This window comes from Thermodesulfatator atlanticus DSM 21156 (assembly GCF_000421585.1).
GTDB lineage: Bacteria > Desulfobacterota > Thermodesulfobacteria > Thermodesulfobacteriales > Thermodesulfatatoraceae > Thermodesulfatator > Thermodesulfatator atlanticus.
Window position 1 is genome coordinate 93,483 of the sequence record NZ_ATXH01000003.1, and the last position, 18,317, is coordinate 111,799.

General features: G+C 43.8%; 16 protein-coding genes. 7 read left to right on the top strand and 9 right to left on the bottom strand.

Features of this window, described 5'->3' with window-relative positions:
• The first annotated feature begins 46 nt into the window (after window positions 1-46).
• The 7 genes from H528_RS0101975 to H528_RS13910 all read left to right on the top strand — a co-directional run bounded on the left by H528_RS0101975 (window position 47) and on the right by H528_RS13910 (window position 8,656).
• Window positions 47-913 carry a peptidylprolyl isomerase gene (locus H528_RS0101975; protein ID WP_022852676.1) on the top strand — a complete coding sequence of 289 codons (867 nt, stop codon included), beginning with the start codon at window positions 47-49 and terminating at the stop codon, window positions 911-913.
• The gene (locus tag H528_RS12250; protein WP_022852677.1) at window positions 913-1,734 is read left to right on the top strand and encodes a ribonuclease H-like domain-containing protein; all 822 of its coding nucleotides are present in this window, start codon (window positions 913-915) and stop codon (window positions 1,732-1,734) included. Before H528_RS0101975 ends, H528_RS12250 begins: the two co-directional genes overlap by 1 nt.
• Window positions 1,709-2,668, top strand: coding sequence for a DNA integrity scanning protein DisA nucleotide-binding domain protein (locus H528_RS12255; RefSeq protein WP_022852678.1), 960 nt, complete (start codon window positions 1,709-1,711; stop codon window positions 2,666-2,668). The genes H528_RS12250 and H528_RS12255 overlap by 26 nt, the downstream gene beginning before the upstream one ends.
• Window positions 2,669-2,690: 22 nt before the next feature.
• Window positions 2,691-3,749, top strand: a complete 1,059-nt coding sequence (locus H528_RS0101990) for a sigma factor-like helix-turn-helix DNA-binding protein (RefSeq protein WP_022852679.1) — start codon at window positions 2,691-2,693, stop codon at window positions 3,747-3,749.
• A gap of 10 nt (window positions 3,750-3,759) precedes the next feature.
• Window positions 3,760-5,256: a DegQ family serine endoprotease gene (locus tag H528_RS0101995; RefSeq protein WP_022852680.1), complete on the top strand. Its 1,497-nt coding sequence runs from the start codon at window positions 3,760-3,762 to the stop codon at window positions 5,254-5,256.
• Window positions 5,257-5,415: 159 nt separating this feature from the next.
• Window positions 5,416-6,531 carry an ABC transporter substrate-binding protein gene (locus H528_RS12260; RefSeq protein ID WP_169352758.1) on the top strand — a complete coding sequence of 372 codons (1,116 nt, stop codon included), beginning with the start codon at window positions 5,416-5,418 and terminating at the stop codon, window positions 6,529-6,531.
• On the top strand, window positions 6,497-8,656 hold the full coding sequence (locus H528_RS13910) for a hybrid sensor histidine kinase/response regulator (RefSeq protein ID WP_022852682.1): 2,160 nt from the start codon (window positions 6,497-6,499) through the stop codon (window positions 8,654-8,656). The genes H528_RS12260 and H528_RS13910 overlap by 35 nt, the downstream gene beginning before the upstream one ends.
• Before the next feature lie 41 nt (window positions 8,657-8,697).
• On the opposite strand, the gene larC is transcribed toward H528_RS13910, so the two are convergent.
• The 9 genes from larC to cysS form a co-directional block, all read right to left on the bottom strand.
• Complete coding sequence (gene larC, locus H528_RS12270; protein WP_022852683.1) at window positions 8,698-9,888, bottom strand: nickel pincer cofactor biosynthesis protein LarC; 1,191 nt, start codon at window positions 9,886-9,888, stop codon at window positions 8,698-8,700.
• Window positions 9,869-10,495, bottom strand: coding sequence for a TVP38/TMEM64 family protein (locus H528_RS12275; protein ID WP_169352759.1), 627 nt, complete (start codon window positions 10,493-10,495; stop codon window positions 9,869-9,871). Before H528_RS12275 ends, larC begins: the two co-directional genes overlap by 20 nt.
• Window positions 10,496-10,581: 86 nt before the next feature.
• Window positions 10,582-11,613: a phosphate ABC transporter substrate-binding protein PstS gene (gene pstS, locus H528_RS0102020; RefSeq protein WP_022852685.1), complete on the bottom strand. Its 1,032-nt coding sequence runs from the start codon at window positions 11,611-11,613 to the stop codon at window positions 10,582-10,584.
• Window positions 11,614-11,741: 128 nt separating this feature from the next.
• Window positions 11,742-11,975 carry a hypothetical protein gene (locus tag H528_RS0102025; protein ID WP_157608074.1) on the bottom strand — a complete coding sequence of 78 codons (234 nt, stop codon included), beginning with the start codon at window positions 11,973-11,975 and terminating at the stop codon, window positions 11,742-11,744.
• A gap of 192 nt (window positions 11,976-12,167) precedes the next feature.
• A complete protein-coding gene (locus H528_RS0102030; RefSeq protein ID WP_022852687.1) occupies window positions 12,168-13,412 on the bottom strand; it encodes a hypothetical protein in 1,245 nt (414 codons plus the stop codon).
• A complete protein-coding gene (locus tag H528_RS0102035) occupies window positions 13,409-14,227 on the bottom strand; it encodes a cytochrome b N-terminal domain-containing protein (protein WP_022852688.1) in 819 nt (272 codons plus the stop codon). The genes H528_RS0102030 and H528_RS0102035 overlap by 4 nt, the downstream gene beginning before the upstream one ends.
• On the bottom strand, window positions 14,211-14,609 hold the full coding sequence (locus H528_RS12280; protein WP_022852689.1) for a QcrA and Rieske domain-containing protein: 399 nt from the start codon (window positions 14,607-14,609) through the stop codon (window positions 14,211-14,213). The genes H528_RS0102035 and H528_RS12280 overlap by 17 nt, the downstream gene beginning before the upstream one ends.
• On the bottom strand, window positions 14,609-15,934 hold the full coding sequence (rlmD, locus tag H528_RS0102045; RefSeq protein WP_022852690.1) for a 23S rRNA (uracil(1939)-C(5))-methyltransferase RlmD: 1,326 nt from the start codon (window positions 15,932-15,934) through the stop codon (window positions 14,609-14,611). The genes H528_RS12280 and rlmD overlap by 1 nt, the downstream gene beginning before the upstream one ends.
• The gene (gene cysS / locus H528_RS0102050) at window positions 15,924-18,251 is read right to left on the bottom strand and encodes a cysteine--tRNA ligase (RefSeq protein ID WP_022852691.1); all 2,328 of its coding nucleotides are present in this window, start codon (window positions 18,249-18,251) and stop codon (window positions 15,924-15,926) included. Before cysS ends, rlmD begins: the two co-directional genes overlap by 11 nt.
• Window positions 18,252-18,317: the final 66 nt, after the last annotated feature.

Genomic DNA, 18,317 nt, shown 5'->3' on the forward strand with positions numbered 1-18,317 from the left:
AGTCCTCTTATGCGCAGGCACATAATTTAATCAAAAAGGAGGAATTATGAGATTTTTGGCGATTTTGAGTATTTGTTTGTTTGTGGGGTTTTTAGGCAATGCCTATGCCGGAGACGAGGTTTTAGCTGAAGTTGGTCCGTATAAGCTCACAAAAAAAGAGTTCGAAGCCCAGCTTGAAGCGGCTCCGCCGCAAATCAAAATGATTATTGCGCATCAGCCAGAGTTAAAAAAGGAACTGGTAAAGCGCTGGGTTGAAATCTCTCTTTTTGCTTTAGGTGCCCAAAAAGCCGGGCTTGACAAAGATCCTGTGGTTAAAAGGCAAATAGAAGAAGCCACCAAACAAATTCTGGCTCAAGCTTATCTTGAAAAAGAAGTGCTGGGAAAAGTTAAGCAACAGGTCTCTGACAAAGAACTCAGGGCCTATTATGAAAAGCATAAAGATAAGTTCCAGGAGCCAGAGCAGGTGAGGGCCCGCCATATTTTGATAGCGGTCCCACAGAATGCGTCCAAAAAGGAAGTAGAAAAGGCCCGGAAAAAGGCCGAAGAGATTCGTCAAAAGCTTCTTAAAGGCGCTGATTTTGCCAAGCTTGCCAAAGAATATTCCGATGATCCTGGCACCAAAGAAAAAGGCGGAGAACTCGGCTTTTTTACCAGAAGCCAGATGATCAAAGAATTTGAAGAGGCAGCCTTTACTCTTAAGCCTGGTGAAATTAGCGAACCAGTGCGCACGCCTTTTGGTTTTCACATAATCCAGGTTGAAGAACACAAAAAAGCCAGACAAAAGAGCTTTGAAGAAGTAAAAGAAAAAGTAAAAGAGGAATATCTCACCCAAAAACAGCAGGAAGCCCTGGAAAAGGCCTTGAGCGAACTCAAGAAGAAGTATAAGACCAAGCTTAATCTTGAGAACCTTTAATGCTTTACCGGACTTTTGTACATTTGCCGGGTCTTGGAGAAAGACGAGAATTTGAGCTCTGGCAAAATGGTGTTTGCACCTGGTGGGATTTTTTAGCACAGAAGAGCCTTCCCGGAGTATCAAAGGGAAGGCTCTCTTTTTGGCAGCGTAAATTAGAAAAAACACTGGCTATAAAAGACGATCTTTCTTCCCTTGCGGCGCTTCTGCGTAAGAAGCATCACTGGCGGCTTTTTAAACATTTCAAACACAGGGCCATTTTTCTGGATATAGAAACCGACGGCCTAAAAAGGGGTTTTAACCAGGTTACCGTGATAGGGATTTACGATGGCCAAGAGTTTCGGGCCTTTCTTGCAGGCGAAAATTTAGACGAAGGTCTTGAAATTCTTGCCTCAGCAGAGCTTGTGGTTACTTTTGGAGGGTCTTTTTTTGATTATCCCTTTTTACGGAGCCATTATCCCTGGCTCCCTCTTCCCAAAGTTCATCTAGATTTGTGTCCGCTTTTTAAACGGCTTGGTTTAAAAGGTGGTTTAAAGGCTATCGAAAGACAGCTAGGAATTCGTAGGCCAGATGAAGTTGACGGGCTCGATGGCCTTGAAGCGGTAAGGCTCTGGCGACGTTTCCGTCGCAGAGGCGATACCCGTGCCCTTGAAGCCCTTATCAACTACAACCGTGAAGACGTTATGAATCTTGTTCTTTTAGCAGAGATTCTTTACGAGGGCCTTTCTTTTCTTACCTTGACACGCGAAATTCCCGCACTTACGGTCTCCTCGGAAACACTTAAGAGGAGATCACATTATGGTGCGGGGAGCCAACGATTTTAAAAGGTGCCTGACAGAAAAGCTTCTGGACTATGCCGCTGAACTTTCTAAATGCATCCCCATAAGGGCGGTGATGGTTTATGCCGATGTCTTCAAAAACCGTAACTTACTTGACACCTTTATCGAAAAATTAGGCGAAACCCAGCTGGTTTTGGTAAGCAGGGAAGAATTAGACGAAAGGCTCCCCGAAAAAGTTACGGTTATCAGGGTTCCCCATATAAAGCTTACCCGTCTCGGGCAGATGAAAATAGCCATCCTGGTCGGGATCTCAAGGGACCTTTTTCTCCCTGACGATATTGTCCTTTGTCTTTCAGGAATAGCAGAAAGTGGTTTTCTTGACGCCCTTTTTATCCTTGATATTGGCGATGAGTTTGAATTTTTTGATGTTCATCAGCTAGAGCATCTCCCTGAAGTGGTTCGTCCTGAAGTTTTTTTGAGAGTCCTTGAAATAGCCGTTGACCTTGCAGTGGAAGGACGTGAGGGTAAACCCGTTGGCACGCTTTTTATTGTGGGAGATACCGAGAGAGTGCTTGAGTACTGTGAGCAACTCGTTTTGAATCCCTTTAAGGGTTACTCTGAAGAAGAAAGAAACATTTTAGACCCAAGTTTGGAAGAAACCGTAAAAGAGTTTGCAAGCCTTGATGGGGCTTTTATTATCAGGGGAGACGGGGTTATTGAAACCGCAGGAGCCTTTATAAAGGCTGGAGGAGTGAGGGTGGAGATTCCTCCAGGCCTTGGAGCACGTCACCGTTCAGCTGCTGCTATCACGGCCATCACCGATGCCATTGCTATTACCGTTAGCGAGTCCACAGGGACGGTTATGGTCTTTTATGGTGGCAAAATCATCATGGAAATCGAACGTCCCATGATTATAGGTTCATTAGAGAGGGGCGAAACGAGATTTGGAGGAATACCTACCAAAGAAGGCATAATCTAAAAATAATTAGAAGGAGGGAGATATGAAGTACCATGTAACATATCGCGACATAAGTCCTGCAGACAAAAAGCTAGCAGAGGCCCACGTGGCCAGGTTGGTACAGCGCTTTGAAAAACTGACCAAAAAGTTTGATCCTGACCTGGTGTATTTGCGCATTGTAGTAGAAGGCCTTGAGAAGAAAAAGTTTTATTTTGTACAACTTACACTTTCTGTGCCTCAGGGGGTGTTATCTGCTCGTGGAGAGCACAAACAGATGAAAACAGCATTCAAAATAGCCCGTGAGCGTCTTGAAAAAGAGCTTGCGCGGCATCTTGCTGAGCTTCGTGGGGAACATGTTTTTAAGCGTCATGCTCGCTATGTCCAGGAAATGGCTCGGGCTTTGCCTGAGCTTGCGGTGGATAAAAAGGCCGATTTGAAAGAGCGCTTTATGGACCGTTTGCGTCCGTTACTCCGCGATTTATACCGTATTGCAAGGCGTGAGATCCTCTTTCATCAGCTAACCGGCGAACTTCCGCCAGAATATCTTGATCCGGGAGATGTAGTGGATGAAGCGGTTCTTTGGGCTTATGAAAACTATGACCAGATAGTCAGCATGGGGGATTTGGCCCATGCTTTGCATAAGAAAATCCTCGAAATTATAAAACGCGAGATTGAAAAACTAAGAGAAGAAGGGCATGAAGCAATTCCTGTGGAAGAAAGTGTGCCACTTGATGACATTCGCTACAAACTGAAAGAGATGCCAGATAGCCCGTATTTTGTAGAAGAAGAAAGGCTTCGCTGGGAAGATGTGCTTCCTGCGGGAGAAGTTGTCGAGCCCGAAGAAGCTCTTTCGGCAGAGGAGCTTTCAAACCTTATTATGCGCGAGCTTTCACGGGTGCCTGAGGAAAAACGCCAGGCCTTTGTCTGGCATGTGCTTGATGGCTTAAGCTTTGCTGAGATAGCAAAATTGCAAGGCCGTGATGAAGAAAGCGTTAAAAAAGATATCGAAGAAGTGCGAGCCTATATTCGCCAGCGCTGGCAGGCTTTAGCTGCTAAACCCAAAGATATCGAAGAAGAAACCGAAAAAGAAATGAAAAGCTAGGGAGGAAAAAATGAAACGAGTGGTAAGTTTGCTGTTGTTTTTTGTGTTAGTGCTAAATGTGGAGGCATGGGCTAAGAGTTCTATCTTTGAAGAGATTTTTAAGGTTAAAAAAACAGAGCTTACTGCCACAGAGACGACTAATAAAAATACCGATCAAGAAGCGGTAAATCTTGCTCTTAAATTATCCAAGGCTTTTGCTCAGGTGGCTAAAAAGGCAGGGCCTGCGGTGGTTTTTGTACAGGTAGAAAAAGTAGTAGTGCAGCGCGGACCGGTAATGGAACCTTTTCCCTTTGGGAGCCCTTTTGACTTTTTTGGAAACGACTTTTTTGAGAGATTTTTCAGGGAGCGTTTCCCGAGAAAGTATCGTCAGATGGGAGCTGGCTCAGGTTTTATTATCAGCCCTGACGGCTACATCCTGACCAACAACCACGTGGTGGCCAACGCTGATAAAGTAAAAGTTAAACTAGCAGACGGGCGTGAGTTTAACGCCAAGGTTATAGGTACTGATCCCGCTTCAGATGTGGCAGTGATAAAAATAAACGCCAAAAACTTACCTGTTCTTCCCCTTGGAGACTCAGATAAAATCCAGGTTGGTGAATGGGTCCTTGCCATAGGGAACCCTTTTGGCTTGACCCAAACAGTAACCGTGGGGGTAATAAGCGCCAAAGGCCGTTCTGGCATGGGTATAACTGATTACGAAGACTTTATTCAAACAGATGCGGCGATTAACCCCGGAAATTCCGGTGGCCCATTGGTTAACTTAAAAGGCGAAGCCATTGGCATGAACACCGCTATTTTTACCCGCTCTGGTGGCTATATGGGGATAGGTTTTGCCATTCCTATCAATATGGTCAAGGTCATTACCAAACAGCTCATAGAAAAAGGTAAGGTGGTGCGGGGATGGCTAGGGGTTGTCATCCAAGACCTTAACGAAGACCTGGCGAAGTCTTTTGGGTTAGAAAGACCAGAGGGGGCGCTGATTACAGAAGTAGCAGAGAACTCTCCTGCTGAAAAAGCGGGTCTCAAACGGGGCGACATTATCGTCAAGTATGACGGCAAACCCGTCAAAAATGTCGCTGAGCTAAGAACTATGGTAGCCCTAACCCCTCCGGGTACCAAGGTAAAAATTGTTGTAATGCGTAATGGAAAACCCAAAGAACTTGAGGTCACGATAGGGACCCAACCTCAAGGACTAAGTATTATCACCGGTCAGGACGAGTTTTTGAAAAAGCTAGGCCTTGAAGTTCAGCCTCTTACCCCTGACCTTGCACAGCAGCTTGGTTACGGTGTAAATGAAGGGGTAGTGATAACAGGAGTTGCCCCTGATAGTCCTGCGGCGATGGCGGGCCTGCGTCCAGGAATGCTTATCGAAGAGGTCAATCACCGCCGAGTACACAACCTTAAAGAATTTGCTGAAGCTATAGCTCCTAGCAGAAGGACAGGTCGGGTACTCTTTTTGGTGAGGGATAAAGAATTCAGACGCTATGTCTCTATTCGTTTAAAATAGCCCCTCCTTCTTTATACATGCCAGAGGCCCCACTAGGTGGGGCCTTCATTATTTTTTTATTTTCTCATCTATTTTTCCGAAAATAATTTATATAAAAAATTACTAAAAATAATTTATACTAAAGCCATGCGGGCGAGTTTGCTCTTCTTATTATTTTTTTTGTTTTTTAAAACACCTGGCTTTGCAGAGCAGCAAGGAGTCTTTCCCGACTACATCTTGCTTGGAACATCACTTCCCCTTTCCGGTCATGCTTCTTATTTAGGCCACGAGGTTATGAAAGGAATGGAGGCCTATTTCAAATTTGTAAACGAGCAGGGAGGGGTTTGGGGGCGAAAAATCGTATTAAAAGCCTATGATGATCGCTATAATCCCCCGTTGATGATAGGCAACGTGCGCACCCTTGTAGAAGAAGATAAGGTTTTTGCGCTGATTAGCCTGGTGGGGACTCCTACCACCTTAACAGTTTTGAAATACTGTGAACTTAACCGCGTTCCTATCCTTTTCCCGATAACTGGTGCCATAGAATTACGCAGGCCTGTGTGGCGTTACGTGTTCAACCTTCGCCCAAGCTATTGGGATGAGTGTAGGGTAGCTGTTGATTATTTTATCAAAAAAGGGAAAAAGCGCTTTGCGGTTTTTTATCAGCAAGATGCTTACGGTTTTAACGGGCTTGAAGGTACTGAAAAAAGCTTGTGGGCCCATGGTTTAGAACCAATTGCCAAAGCACACTATTTTAGAGGGCAAAAGGATATTAAAGAAGCACTTTATAAGATAGGTAAGGCTTCGCCAGATGTAATAGTTTTGGTGGGTACTGCTGAAGTTTGCACTTCGTTTATTAAAAATTATGTTACTTTGTATGGTAAAACTCCAACTTTTTATGCAGTTTCCTTTTCAGGCTTAGAAGATGTGGCGCAATTAATTAAAGATTTAGATGTAAAAGTTTATATGACTTCTGTATTACCTCCTTTAACTGAGAATCTACCTGCTATAAAAGAATATGTCAGGATAATGAAAAAATATTTTCCAAAAGAGAAGGTTTCCTCTCTTTCTTTTGAGGGTTTTTTGAATGCTAAACTTTTTGTGGAAATTATTCGGAAGATTGGCTTAAGCATTGACAGAGAAAAACTTATAGATACTTTAGAAAATCTTAAAAATTTTGATATTGGTCTTCTGGAACCTATTAATTTTAGTAGTCATGACCATCAAGGACTTAAGAAAGTTTATTTCTATCGGATAAAAAATGGCAAAATTTATTACCTTTTTTCAGCGAATTAAGCTTTTAATAATTTTACTTTTCCGACCAGATGAACGCTATCGTCTCACCCGCTCTTTTGCTTTGATGATGCTTCCCGTAACATTTTTAGCAGGTATTTTTATATGTTTTGCGGTGCCAGCTAGCTATTATTATATTTCAAAGCAAGAAAAGAAAGAACAAGCTAAGCTTCATGCCTCTTATCTTGCTTCCATTTTTCGTCATACGATTGAATCAAATCCCCTTAACTGGCAGGATCAAATTAAAGAACAATTAAAAATTACTAATATTCAATACGTCATTTTTTATGATTCTCAGGGTAGAGTTATAGAAAAGATTGGTAAAATTTCCCATGATTTTTCTTCTAAATTTTTTGTTATTTCTGTACGTTATCCAATTAAATTTGGAAAAGAGTTGTACGGTTTTGTCGAGGTAGGACTTTCTTCAAATAATATGTTAGCTAATATTTTTCAACTATTGATTTTCTCTTTAGTACTTGGAACTTTAGAAGGGTTGGCATTATGGTTGATTCCTATTTTTTATATCTGGTCTGCTGAAGAGAAAATTAATAAATCACAGGAAGAACTTCTGCTTGAAAGAGAAAAACTTAAAGCCTCTGAAACCAAATATCGTACTCTTTTTGAGTTTGCTCCAGATGGCCATGTTATCACTACTGCTGATGGCAAGATTATTTCGTGTAATAATGCTTTTAGGCAATTAGTAGGTCTCGATAAAGACGAAAATCCTGATAGTATTCAAGAATTTTATGTTGATCTTAACGAAAGAGAAAAAATTTTAGATGAACTTTTTGGAGTAGGAGAAGTTCGTAATAGAGAAGTTCTTTTTCGTCGTAAAGATGGAAAGGAAATTCCGGTTCTTGTTTCTCAGCGTCTTATAGGAATTTCTGCTCTTCAATATGATATTCCTGTTGAATATCAAGAAGCTATTTTAGTTTTTGCAGTTATACGTGATATTTCTAAACTTAAGGAAATGGAAAGACAACTTTTACAGGCTCAAAAGATGGAAAGTATTGGCCTTTTGGCCGGTGGAATTGCTCACGACTTTAATAACATTTTGGCCGCTATATCAGGATATAATGAATTGTTGAAGAACAATTTGAAAGATCCCAAATTATTGCGCTACACAGAAATTATTGAAAAATCAACCAAAAGAGCGGCGGATCTGGTAAGTAATCTATTAGCTTTTGCACGTGCTGGAAAGTATCAGGTAGAACCTCTAAACTTAAATGATATTGTTGATGAAGTAATTTCTTTTTTGAAGCATTCTCTTGATAAAAAGATAGTTTTACGTAAAGAAATCAGCGCTAAACTCCCTATCATTATGGCAGATTCTTCTCAAATTAATCAAGTATTATTAAATCTTTGTCTTAATGCCCGTGATGCAATATTGTCTCAGGGTGGTGGTCAGATTATTATCCGTACAAGAACGACAATATTCGATAATACTCACATCTTTATAACCGGAGATAAGGCTCCACCAGGAGAATACGTTGTTTTAGAAGTAGAAGATACTGGTCCTGGTATTCCTCATGATATAATTGACAAGATATTTGAGCCTTTTTTTACTACCAAGCCTGTTGGTGAAGGTTCAGGTCTTGGTCTTTCAGTTGTGTACGGCATTGTTAGGAACCATGGAGGATTTGTTGATGTTTCTTCAAGACCTGGGAAAACTAAATTTACTATCTTTTTCCCAAAAGCTGAGCAAATAAACAAAGCAAAACAAGATATTGTTTCTTCCTTTACGGCAAAAGAACTCAATGGTGATGCTACGGTTTTGATAGTAGATGATGAAGATGAAGTAAGAGAACTCACTAGAGTTGTTTTGGAAGAGCACGGATATTGCGTTTTTGAAGCAAAGGATGGTCAGGAAGCTTTAACAATTCTTCAAACGAAAAATGGAAAAATAGACTTAGTTTTGCTGGATTTAATTATGCCTGGAGTAGATGGCAAGGAGACTTTTTATAGTCTCAAGGAAATAGCTCCTAGGGTTAAAGTGATCCTTCTTTCGGGATATGTTGCTGATAAGTCAGTGCAAAAATTGTTGAGCGAAGGAGCAGACGCCTTTTTGTCCAAACCATATCGTATCCAGGATTTATTGATCCTTATTCATCAGGTCTTGAACGAATAGTAAGCGTGTTTGCCGTTATAAAGGTTACTAACGGATACTGATTAATAGTTGTTCCGTTCTTTGTAATAATGTTGTTTTAGGTAGCTTTCGATGTTTTTCTTGAGCTTTATTAAGGGGATTCCGGTTTGTTCGGAAAGTTTTTTTAAGTCTTCGAATTCTATTTTAAAAGAATCACAAGGAGCTTTTGCGAATTTTACGCTTATCTCCCCCCACGGAGTACTGATTTTTTTTATCTGCCGAGGGCAGGTTTTACGCTTGATCTCGCGTATTCTGACACCAAGGCTGGCTTCTTCTGAAAAGAAAATTTTTACAAGTTGATTGGTATTTTCGGGCTTGGCCAAAATGCAGAGCTTAAACCCTGGACGCCCTTTTTTCATGAAAAATGGCGTAAATCCCACATCAAGGGCTCCTTTTTCAAAGAGTTTTTCTGCTAGGAAAGCAAGTTCTTCTGGTGTCTTGTCATCAATATTGGCTTCAAGCTCAACCACTTTTTCTCCGCTAAGGTTTTCTGTTGTGCGTTTTTTGCCAACTAAAAGACGCAAAATATTGGGACAAGTATCAAATTTTTGATGTCCGGCGCCGTAGCCTACTTTTGAAATTCTCATTTCAGGGAAAGGGCCAAAGACTTTTACTAAATTTTTTAAAAGTGCTGCCCCTGTGGGAGTAACGGTTTCTTTTTTTTCAGGAATTCCTTTTACAGGAAGGCCTTTTAGTATTTCCAAAGTTGCTGGTGCTGGTGCAGGAAGAATGCCGTGCCTCGAATGAATAAGACCTCTTCCCAAAGGAATTTCTGAAGCGCAAACTTCTTCAACTTTTAGATAACTAAGTCCCCCTAGCACCCCGAAAATGTCTGCCAAGGTGTCAAACGCTGAGAGTTCATGGAGATGAACCTGATTAATGTCTTCTCCGTGAACCTTAGCTTCTGCTTGAAAAATAGTTTCAAGTATATTTTTGGCCTTTGCCAGGACTTTTTTCTCAAAAGGTAGCCTGTCAACCAGGGAAAAAAGTTCAGTTCTTTTTTGGGGAAGTACGCCAGTCGTTCTAGCAACAATACTTACTTTCTTAGCACTTACGCCGTTTATTTTTAAATTTTCGGTTTTAAGGGAAAGGCCACCTGGCAGTTGTTTAAGGACAGTGGCAAGATGGGTTTCTGGGTATCCTGCATCTAAAAGTGCTGCTAAAAAGATGTCTCCGGCTATACCGCCTATTAAATCAAGATATGCTATGGGCATTTTTGTCCAGGTATTGGTAAATACTATTTCTCTTCCAGTAAAAAAGTCCCAAAAGAAAAGCGCTTATCCCTGCGATGATAGCAAACATTATCCAGTTGCGTTCGTAAAGTGAAGCACCTTGTAAGGCTAAGGCTAAAGTCCCGGGAATACGGCCTATAATCATTATCAGCAAAAAGATGCGAAAAGGAATGGGAAAAAGCCCTAAAAAATAATTCAGATAGTCTTTGGGAAATCCGGGAAACAAATAGCACAAAAATGCAGCTATAATACCCCTTTGTTGCATGAATCTTTCAAGCTTCAGGAAATGTGGGGACCTGGCCAAACGTTTTCCGAAAAAATGACGGAATTTTCGGGCAAGAAAAAAGGCTATTGAAGAACCTAAGGCAATACCAATCATGGCATAGACAAAGCCCCAAAAGGCTCCGAAAAGATAACCTGCCACAAAGCCTGTAACTTCTCCGGGAAGGGGAGCAAAAACTACCTGTAAGGCCTGAATAGCGATAAAAACGAGAGGGGCAAGAGCCCCATAATCTTCAATAGTTTCTCGTAATACTTCGGGATTTTCCCAAAAAAAATGGAACCATTCCCAAAGGGAAGATATATGCATAGCGCCCATTTTAAGCCAAGCAGGAAATAAAAAAAAGCCCCCTCTTTTGAGGGGGCTTAAAGGGAGGGATCTTCTTCTCTTACGGGTTAAAGAAGGGGCTTGCCATTATAGGTTACGCTTTTAACTATGCGTTCAGCTTTTTCAACAGCTTTGGCAGGAAGACGCCCATAAAGAAGTTTTTCGTTGTACTTTTGGGCATCGTGGATGCACCACCAGAGAAGTTTTACAAGCTCCTTGGCACGTTTGTAAGAGCGACCATTGTAATTTTGTTCTTTGTAAAAGATAAGCCAAGTAAAAGAAGAGATGGGATAACCGTTAGGGGCATCGGTGTTGGTCAAAGAACAACGAGTGTCATCTGGGATATCTACGTTAGCTGCAGCAGAAATGGATTCCAAAGTAGGTTTGACAAACTTGCCTGCTTTGTTCTGGATAGCGGCTACAGGAATATGGTTCTTAATAGCATAGGCAATTTCAATGTAGCCAATGGTTCCGGGGATTTGTCTGATAAGACCGGCCACACCGGGGTTCCCTTTACCACCCATACCTACAGGCCAGCGTACGGATTTGCCGCGGCCTACTTTTTCACACCATTCATTGCTTACTTTGCAAAGGTAGTCGGTAAAAATATAGGTTGTTCCAGAGGAATCAGAACGACGGGCAACGATGATAGGAAGATCGGGAAATTTGACGCCCGGATTAATGGCCTTGATAGCAGGATCATTCCATCTAGTTATTTTGCCAAGAAAGATATCAACCAATACCTTAGGGGTGAGCTTAAGTTCGGTCACGCCGGGAACATTAAAAGCAACTGCGACAGCTCCCAAAGTAGTGGGCATGTGGAGAATTTGAGCAGGAGCCTTGGCAAGGTCAGAATCTTTCATGGGAGCGTCGGTAGCACCGAAGTCAACTGTGCGGGCAAGAAGCTGACGAATTCCGCCACCAGACCCAATAGCCTGGTAGTTTACCTGAACACCAGTCTTTTTGTAGTAAACGTCAAACCACTTAGAATAAAGCGGATAAGGGAAAGTTGCCCCAGCACCTAAAAGGGTAAGCTTAGCAGCCTGAACCCCCGTAACACTAAAAAGCACCAACAGTAAAACAAGTAACCACTTACGCATAATGCCTCCTCCTCATTTTGAGTTTTGCCCCAAAATTAAACGCTTGCTTTGACAGAAGTGACACCAAATTGTTACAAATTTTTGACTTAAAAATGACGTACTCGTGGCTGTTTTGCGACAAAAATTTTTTATTCCTTAAATACCGGGCATTTGCGTTTGGGGTCCCAATTTTTCATCACCGGATCAGTAAAGTCTTTGTGGCAATCAAGACAAAGCCCCACCCTTAGGATACGTTTTATTTCTTCTGGCGTGAAAGCCCTTAGGTCTTTCCTGGAGAATCTTACGAATACATGGCCTTCAAGGTCTGTTACCGCAGAAAGCGGAAAATCAAGTCCTAAAAGATCACTTTTTTGGCTTTCCATGCTTTCAAAATGCCACTTGCCGTTTCGATAGCTTAAAATGCCGTATCCAAGCCCTAGGGTCTTAGCAGATGTGTGGCAGCTTTTGCAAGTTCGGGCCTTCCCAGTGGCATGTGGATCCATAAAAGACCAGGTGATTCTCTTGAACTCTTTTTGGACTTTCCCGTCCTGGGAAAGTAGGGTGATAAAGTCCTGTCACCCAGGGACAATGATTTCGATTTTGTTGCCCTTTACACCAAGAGTTGGTTCGTCAAGGCGCATATAGGAACGAAATTCTTCCCAGGCACCAGGGGTTTCTTTATTGGCAAGCTTGTCTAATTGGGACTGGCTAGCATCACGCCGTACATGGCAACCAAAGCATTGTGGTACACGCGGTGCATGGCAGGCCTGGCAGGTTAACCTTTGGTGAACTTTGTGTTCGCATTTTATGGGATCAGGTTTTTTTAAGGGGTGTTTTTTGCCAGCTTTGTCAAGAAAAACGATCTTGTGGTCTTCTTCTTTTACTCCCGGAATTTTGCGTCCCTTGCGTGTAACTCCCTTCCCTCCGTGGCAACTCTCACAGGTGATTTCTACGCTTTGTTCAAAATGGGTATATTCGTGGCCATCGCCCATGGTTTCTTCGGCAATATGACAGTCCACACAGGAAAGTCCGGCCTTAAAGTGGACATCAGGGGGAATCCTTCGCACAAAGCGTCCGTCAACAAGGGTTTCTGCGCCAAAATCGCCCTCACGATAAGGGGTACCGTAGCCTTCGTCTTCGTAAAGTCCCTGGTAGGTGAGGCCAATGCGGCCACTTCTGTTATGGCAACGCACACAGTTTTCAACAGGCATCTTGCGCGTAAGTACGGGATGTTTTGCTTTCTTGGGGCCTTTCACCAAATGACAGGCTACGCATCCTCCTCCTTTTTCCTTTAAAAAATCAGGAAGCTTTCCCTTTTCCATCCAGAGGTGGCATGAGCCACAAAGCTTTCGAAAATAATCAAGGGCAGGGGAGTTAAGCCCTGTTTTCATCAGGTGTTCAACGGTGTCTTCGGGAAGCATTTTGGCGTCTTCGGGGATTTCTCCCCAATAGCGACGAAGCACGTTAATGATCCCGCGGTTGGTGGCCATAAGGGATTTTTTTACTCTTCCTGGCATTTTGGGATGGCACGCTGGTCTTCCGCAGGTTTTTTCTACAACCCTCAAATCCCCTGGGTTTTTTACGATGCCTCGGTGGGCCAGTTTTTTATCCATGCGCAGGGGGTTACCCAGGTGACACGGTGAGCATCCCACTACATCTCGGCTGTGGACTTTTTCAGGGGATTCGTCATGGCAGGCAAGGCACATTTCTACCCTGCCGTCAGTAGTGGTGAAAACTTTAGGGGCCCGCTTGCGCTGCCATTCCCGCACGCCAACTACTACTAACAAAACTATGCCTAAAATGAGAAAGGCTTTTTTCATCGACTAAAGCCTATCACCGAAAGTATGAGATATAGGCTATGCCAGGCTATTAATACCATAGCACAGGCCCTGGGGAATTTTTTGAAAAATACCAGGGCCAAAATAGGGATAGCTGGAAAGATGATCCCTGCATAAAAAGGCGGAAAATGCCTTAAAAGCTCTTGGATTCCCACGAAAAACCACGGGCCAAGTACGGAGAGATCAGGATTTACCGGCCTGAGAATAGGAGGATAAAACATCGTAGGGAGCATCGCTATCACTGCCCAGAAGGCAAGGTCTTCGAGTTTTAAGCGTGTTAGGCGAAAATGCCAGGCCATAAGGGCTATCAGGAGCAAAAAGGAAAAGCAAATATGAGCCATGTAGGTGCGATGGATGCCTTCTTCGGTTACAGCCAGAATAATGTGGTTCAAAACGCTGCCAAAAAAGGGAATTTCTAGAACAAGACTTTCGGCAATATGCCCTGCTGAGGCCCCGATTTCGTCCCCCCTGATTACATATCCTGAAAAAAGGGCAAATACTGTTACCGGAAAAGAGGCCACCAGAAGTGTCCAGGAAAGCCAGGTCTTTTTTTCATAGCTTGCGGAAAGAAGGCTTTCCACGATATGGACAACTAACGTTAAAAAGGCAAGTTGGCCTGTATAAAAATGAAAGCTCCTCATAAAATCCCCAAAAGGAACAACGCCTTCTATGCCCACAGTTGAAATAAGAGGGATTTCTGGGCGGAAGGGGAAGGCCAGGAATATGCCACTTACGATGGCCAGCACCAGAGAAGCCGCTGAGGCCCAGGCAATAAAAGACCTAGCCTGGTAGTTCAATGATAATTCCTCCTTCAGTAACCTTGGCTGCCAGAGGAAAGAGATCCCTTTTGGCTGGCCCTGAAAGATAGCGCCCACTTGTGGTAAAACGGCTTTGATGGCAAGGACAGATAAAAAGATTGTGTTGGGGGTCGTAATTTACCGTGCACCCTAGATGGGGGCAGCGGCGCGAAAGTGCAAGGGGTTTTTTAGGGTCTTTAAGCACCAGAAAGAAATCTTCGCCAATGTAAATTTCTTTCTTCTTAAGGGATTCCTTTTTCAGGAACACCTTGAGAGGGGGCCTTGGAATAAGACCTGAGGCCACGCCGATTCCCGTAAGAAAAAGCCCACCCAAGAAGACTTTTCCCAGTAGCTTTAAAAAGTTCCGTCGCGAAGAATTCATTAGTTTTTCCTCTTTAAAAAAGAAACACTTTCTAGGTGATAAGTTTGCGGAAACATATCAAAAGCTTTAACGGAGACCACTTCAAAGCCAAGATCAATCAAAATGCGGAGATCCCTTGCAAGTGTTGGTGGGTCGCAGGAAACGTAAATAAGTTTGTCAATAGCGATATCCGGCAGAAACCGAAGTATTTCTTTGCAACCCCCTCGAGGCGGATCAAGGATTACCGTGGGGAAGGTGCGCGCTTCTTTGAAAAGGTCTATTAAGGCTTCAATGGCAGAAGAAACTCTAAAACTGACCGAAGAAAGCCCCCAAATTTCGGCATTTTCCTTACCGTCTTGAATGGCTCTAAAGTCAGTATCAACGCCTTCGCCGGTCTTAGCCTTGCCTGCAAGGGGCAGGAGAAAGTTGCCAATGCCGCAATGGACATCGAGTATTTCCTCTGTGGCAGAAGGAGACGCAAGTTTTTTGAGATAGTCGATCATCATCAGGTTTATCTCCCAGTTGGCCTGGACAAAAACCCCTGCAGAAGCGTAAAAAAACACGTCTTCTTCGGTACCTGCTATTTCAGAAGGCACAGGCATTTTACGGCGGCCTTTATGAGGGGCCTCTGGGGGATATGGGCCAACCGGAGCCCGTCCACGTATCCAATAAAAAATAGCTTTAAGTGCAGGGATGGCTTCGAAAATTTCTGCCAGGTCTTCCTTGCGTGGGGCCACTTTGGTCCAAAAAAGCATGAGGACTTTTCTTTCAGCAAGGCAAAGCCCAAGGTTTACCCTTTTTACATAGGGATGAAGCCTTCGCCAGGCAGGGATTTCCGGGAGTCTTTCTACCACTTCGTTTATTTCATCCCTTGCAAGCAAGCAGCGCTTAACAGGAACTAGGTCATGGGAACGCCTTTTTAAAAACCCCAAGGCCCCTTTTTCCTGATGCACGTGAAAGTTTAGGCGATTGCGGTAGTGAAACTCTTTCGGAGACGGGATTATTTCTGTTACTAGTTCTTTAGCCGGGAGTTTTCCTGTGCGTTCAAGGGTCTCACAAAAGATGGCGAATTTTTCTTCAAGTTGTCTTTTATAGGGTAGGTGCTGGAGCTGGCACCCTCCACAGGCAGCAAAATAAGGGCAAAGAGGTTTTTTCCGTTCAGGAGAAGGCTCAAGGATTTCTATAACCTTTCCCAGGGCATAATCACCCATTTGCTGGGTGATTTTTACTTTTACTTTTTCCCCTGGGATTACGTCAGGGACAAACACCACCTGGCCGTTATCAAGTCGTGCCAGGCCCTCTCCACCATGAACCAGCTTTTCTATGGTGAAAATTTTAGTCCTCATCAGGAAAGGAGGCAGCAATTGAACCGCGCGGGGTGTCAATTAGCCAGAATCCTTGAGCCTTAAGTTCTTCTCTGATCTTGTCAGCTTCTTCGAAGCTTCCTTTTTGTCTGGCTTCTTCGCGCTTTTCAAGAAGCGTCAATACTTCTTGGTCTGTGGCTGGCTTAGCAAATCTAATAATGCCAAACACCGTATTAATTTTTTCAAGGGCATCTTTTACCCTTTCGAAGTCTTCTTGATCAAGGCCTTCTTTGGCAAGGATTGGTTCAAGCCTGTTGGTAAACTCAAAGAGCACTGCTAAAGCCCGTGAGACATTCAAATCGTCATCAAGGGCTTCTTCAAACTGGTTAAGAAAGTTTTCTACTAATTGGTCAACGGGATAGCTTGTTTTACCGCTTGGCTCACGGGAAAGAAGCACCATAAAAGCATCTAGGCCGTGCAGGGCTTTTTGGGCGTCCTTAAGGGCCTTAAGAGAAAAGTTAAGGGGTTTGCGGTAGTGGGTTCTCAGCAAGAAGTAACGTATTTCTCGCGGAGAAAACCCTTGTTCCAGGAGTTCAGGGATGGTTACTGCATTTCCTGCAGAAAAAGACATTTTTTTCCCGGCAGTAGAGACAAGGGCAGAGTGGAGCCAGTATCTCGCTGGGATCTTTCCTGTTAACGCCTTGGCAATGGCGATTTCGTCTTCGTGATGGGGGAAGATAAGGTCGGTGCCACTGGTGTGAATATCGAATTCTTCTCCGAGGTATTTCAAAGACATGGCCGCGCACTGGATATGCCAGCCAGGACGAACCTTTCCCCATTCTGTTTCAACGTAGAGCCCTTGTTTGAGTTCCTGAAGGGTGGCCCTTTTAAAGAGGGTGAAATCAAGGGGGTCGTCTTTGTCGTATTCTTCCAGGTCAACCGTTGCACCGCGTTTGAGCTTGGCAAGATCAGCCTTAGAAAGAAGGCCGTAGTCTTTGAGTTTAGAGACGTCGAAATATACAGAGCCGTGCCGCACGTAGGCAAACCCTTTTTCAATCAACCTGCGGGTTACGCTTATCATTTCGTCGATGTGTTCACTGGCCCTGGGGAAGTAAGTGGCGGGCAGGATACCAAGAGTTTTTAAGTCTTCAAAAAAGTCTTTTTCTATTTTTTTGGTAAGTTCTTTCAAGGGTAGGCCTTCTTCAAAAGAGGCCTTAATGGTTTTGTCGTCATAGTCGGTGATGTTTATCACGTGGGTTACTTCGTAGCCCTTGAACATGAGGTAGCGCTTAAGGAGGTCAGCCGTCATCATGCGACGGTAAAGTCCGAGATGAGGCCTGCGGTTAACCGTAGGGCCACAGGTGTAAATGCCTACTTTTGCTTCGTTTATAGGAGTAAATCTTTCGACTTTGCGCGTAAGGGTGTTGTTGAATTTTGGCCCTTCATCCGGGAGGTTTTCAAAGGACCAGAGTGGTGTTGAGAGATAGCGTTCGCCACCATCAGGGAAAATGGCAACTATGACACCTTCTTTGATCCGTTTAGCAAGCTCAAGGGCTCCGTAAAGGGCTGCCCCTGAGCTCATACCCACAAATATGCCTTCTTCTCTGGCAAGCCTTCTGGCAAGTTCAAAAGATTCTTCATCGGGAACGTTCATAATTTCGTCAAGAAGCTGTTTCTGGAAGATGCCCGGGGGATAGGATTCCTTCATGTTTTTGAGGCCCTGAAGTCGGTGACCAGGATTTGGTTCAAGCCCAATGACCTTTACCGGGAGCTTTTTATCACGGAAAAACCGGGCTATGCCCATAAGGGTTCCTGTGGTGCCCATGCCTGCTACCACATGGGTGACTTTACCTTCTGTGTCACGCCAGATTTCGGGGCCGGTTCCGTAATAATGGGCCTTCCAGTTAGCAGGATTATTAAATTGGTCGGTAAGATAATATTTGTCAGGGTACTCTCTGGCAAGTTCATAGACGGCTTCGATAGCACCGTCAGTGCTTTTTTCTGCCGGGGTAAGTAAGATTTCGGCACCATAGGCCTGCATGATTTTGCGGCGTTCAAGAGAGGCCCCTTCGCTCATGGCTATCAAGCAACGATAGCCCTTTACCGCGGAGACCAGGGCAAGGCCGATGCCGGTGTTTCCGCTTGATGCTTCGATTATGGTTTTTTCCCTGGTGAGTTCGCCGGACTGCTCCGCGGTCTCAATCATGGAAAGGGCAATGCGGTCTTTAACTGAACCCCCAGGGTTAAAAGATTCGATTTTGGCAAGAATGGTCACCCGGGGGTTGCTTCGGATACGCCGGATGGGTGCCAAAGGAGTATTCCCGATAAGGTCTAATATGTTTCCGTATTTTTTTCCCATGAGCAGTCAAGCTTCCCAAAATTTTTTGACTGGATCTGTTCCTATTTTTCGTCCCGAAAAACGGGA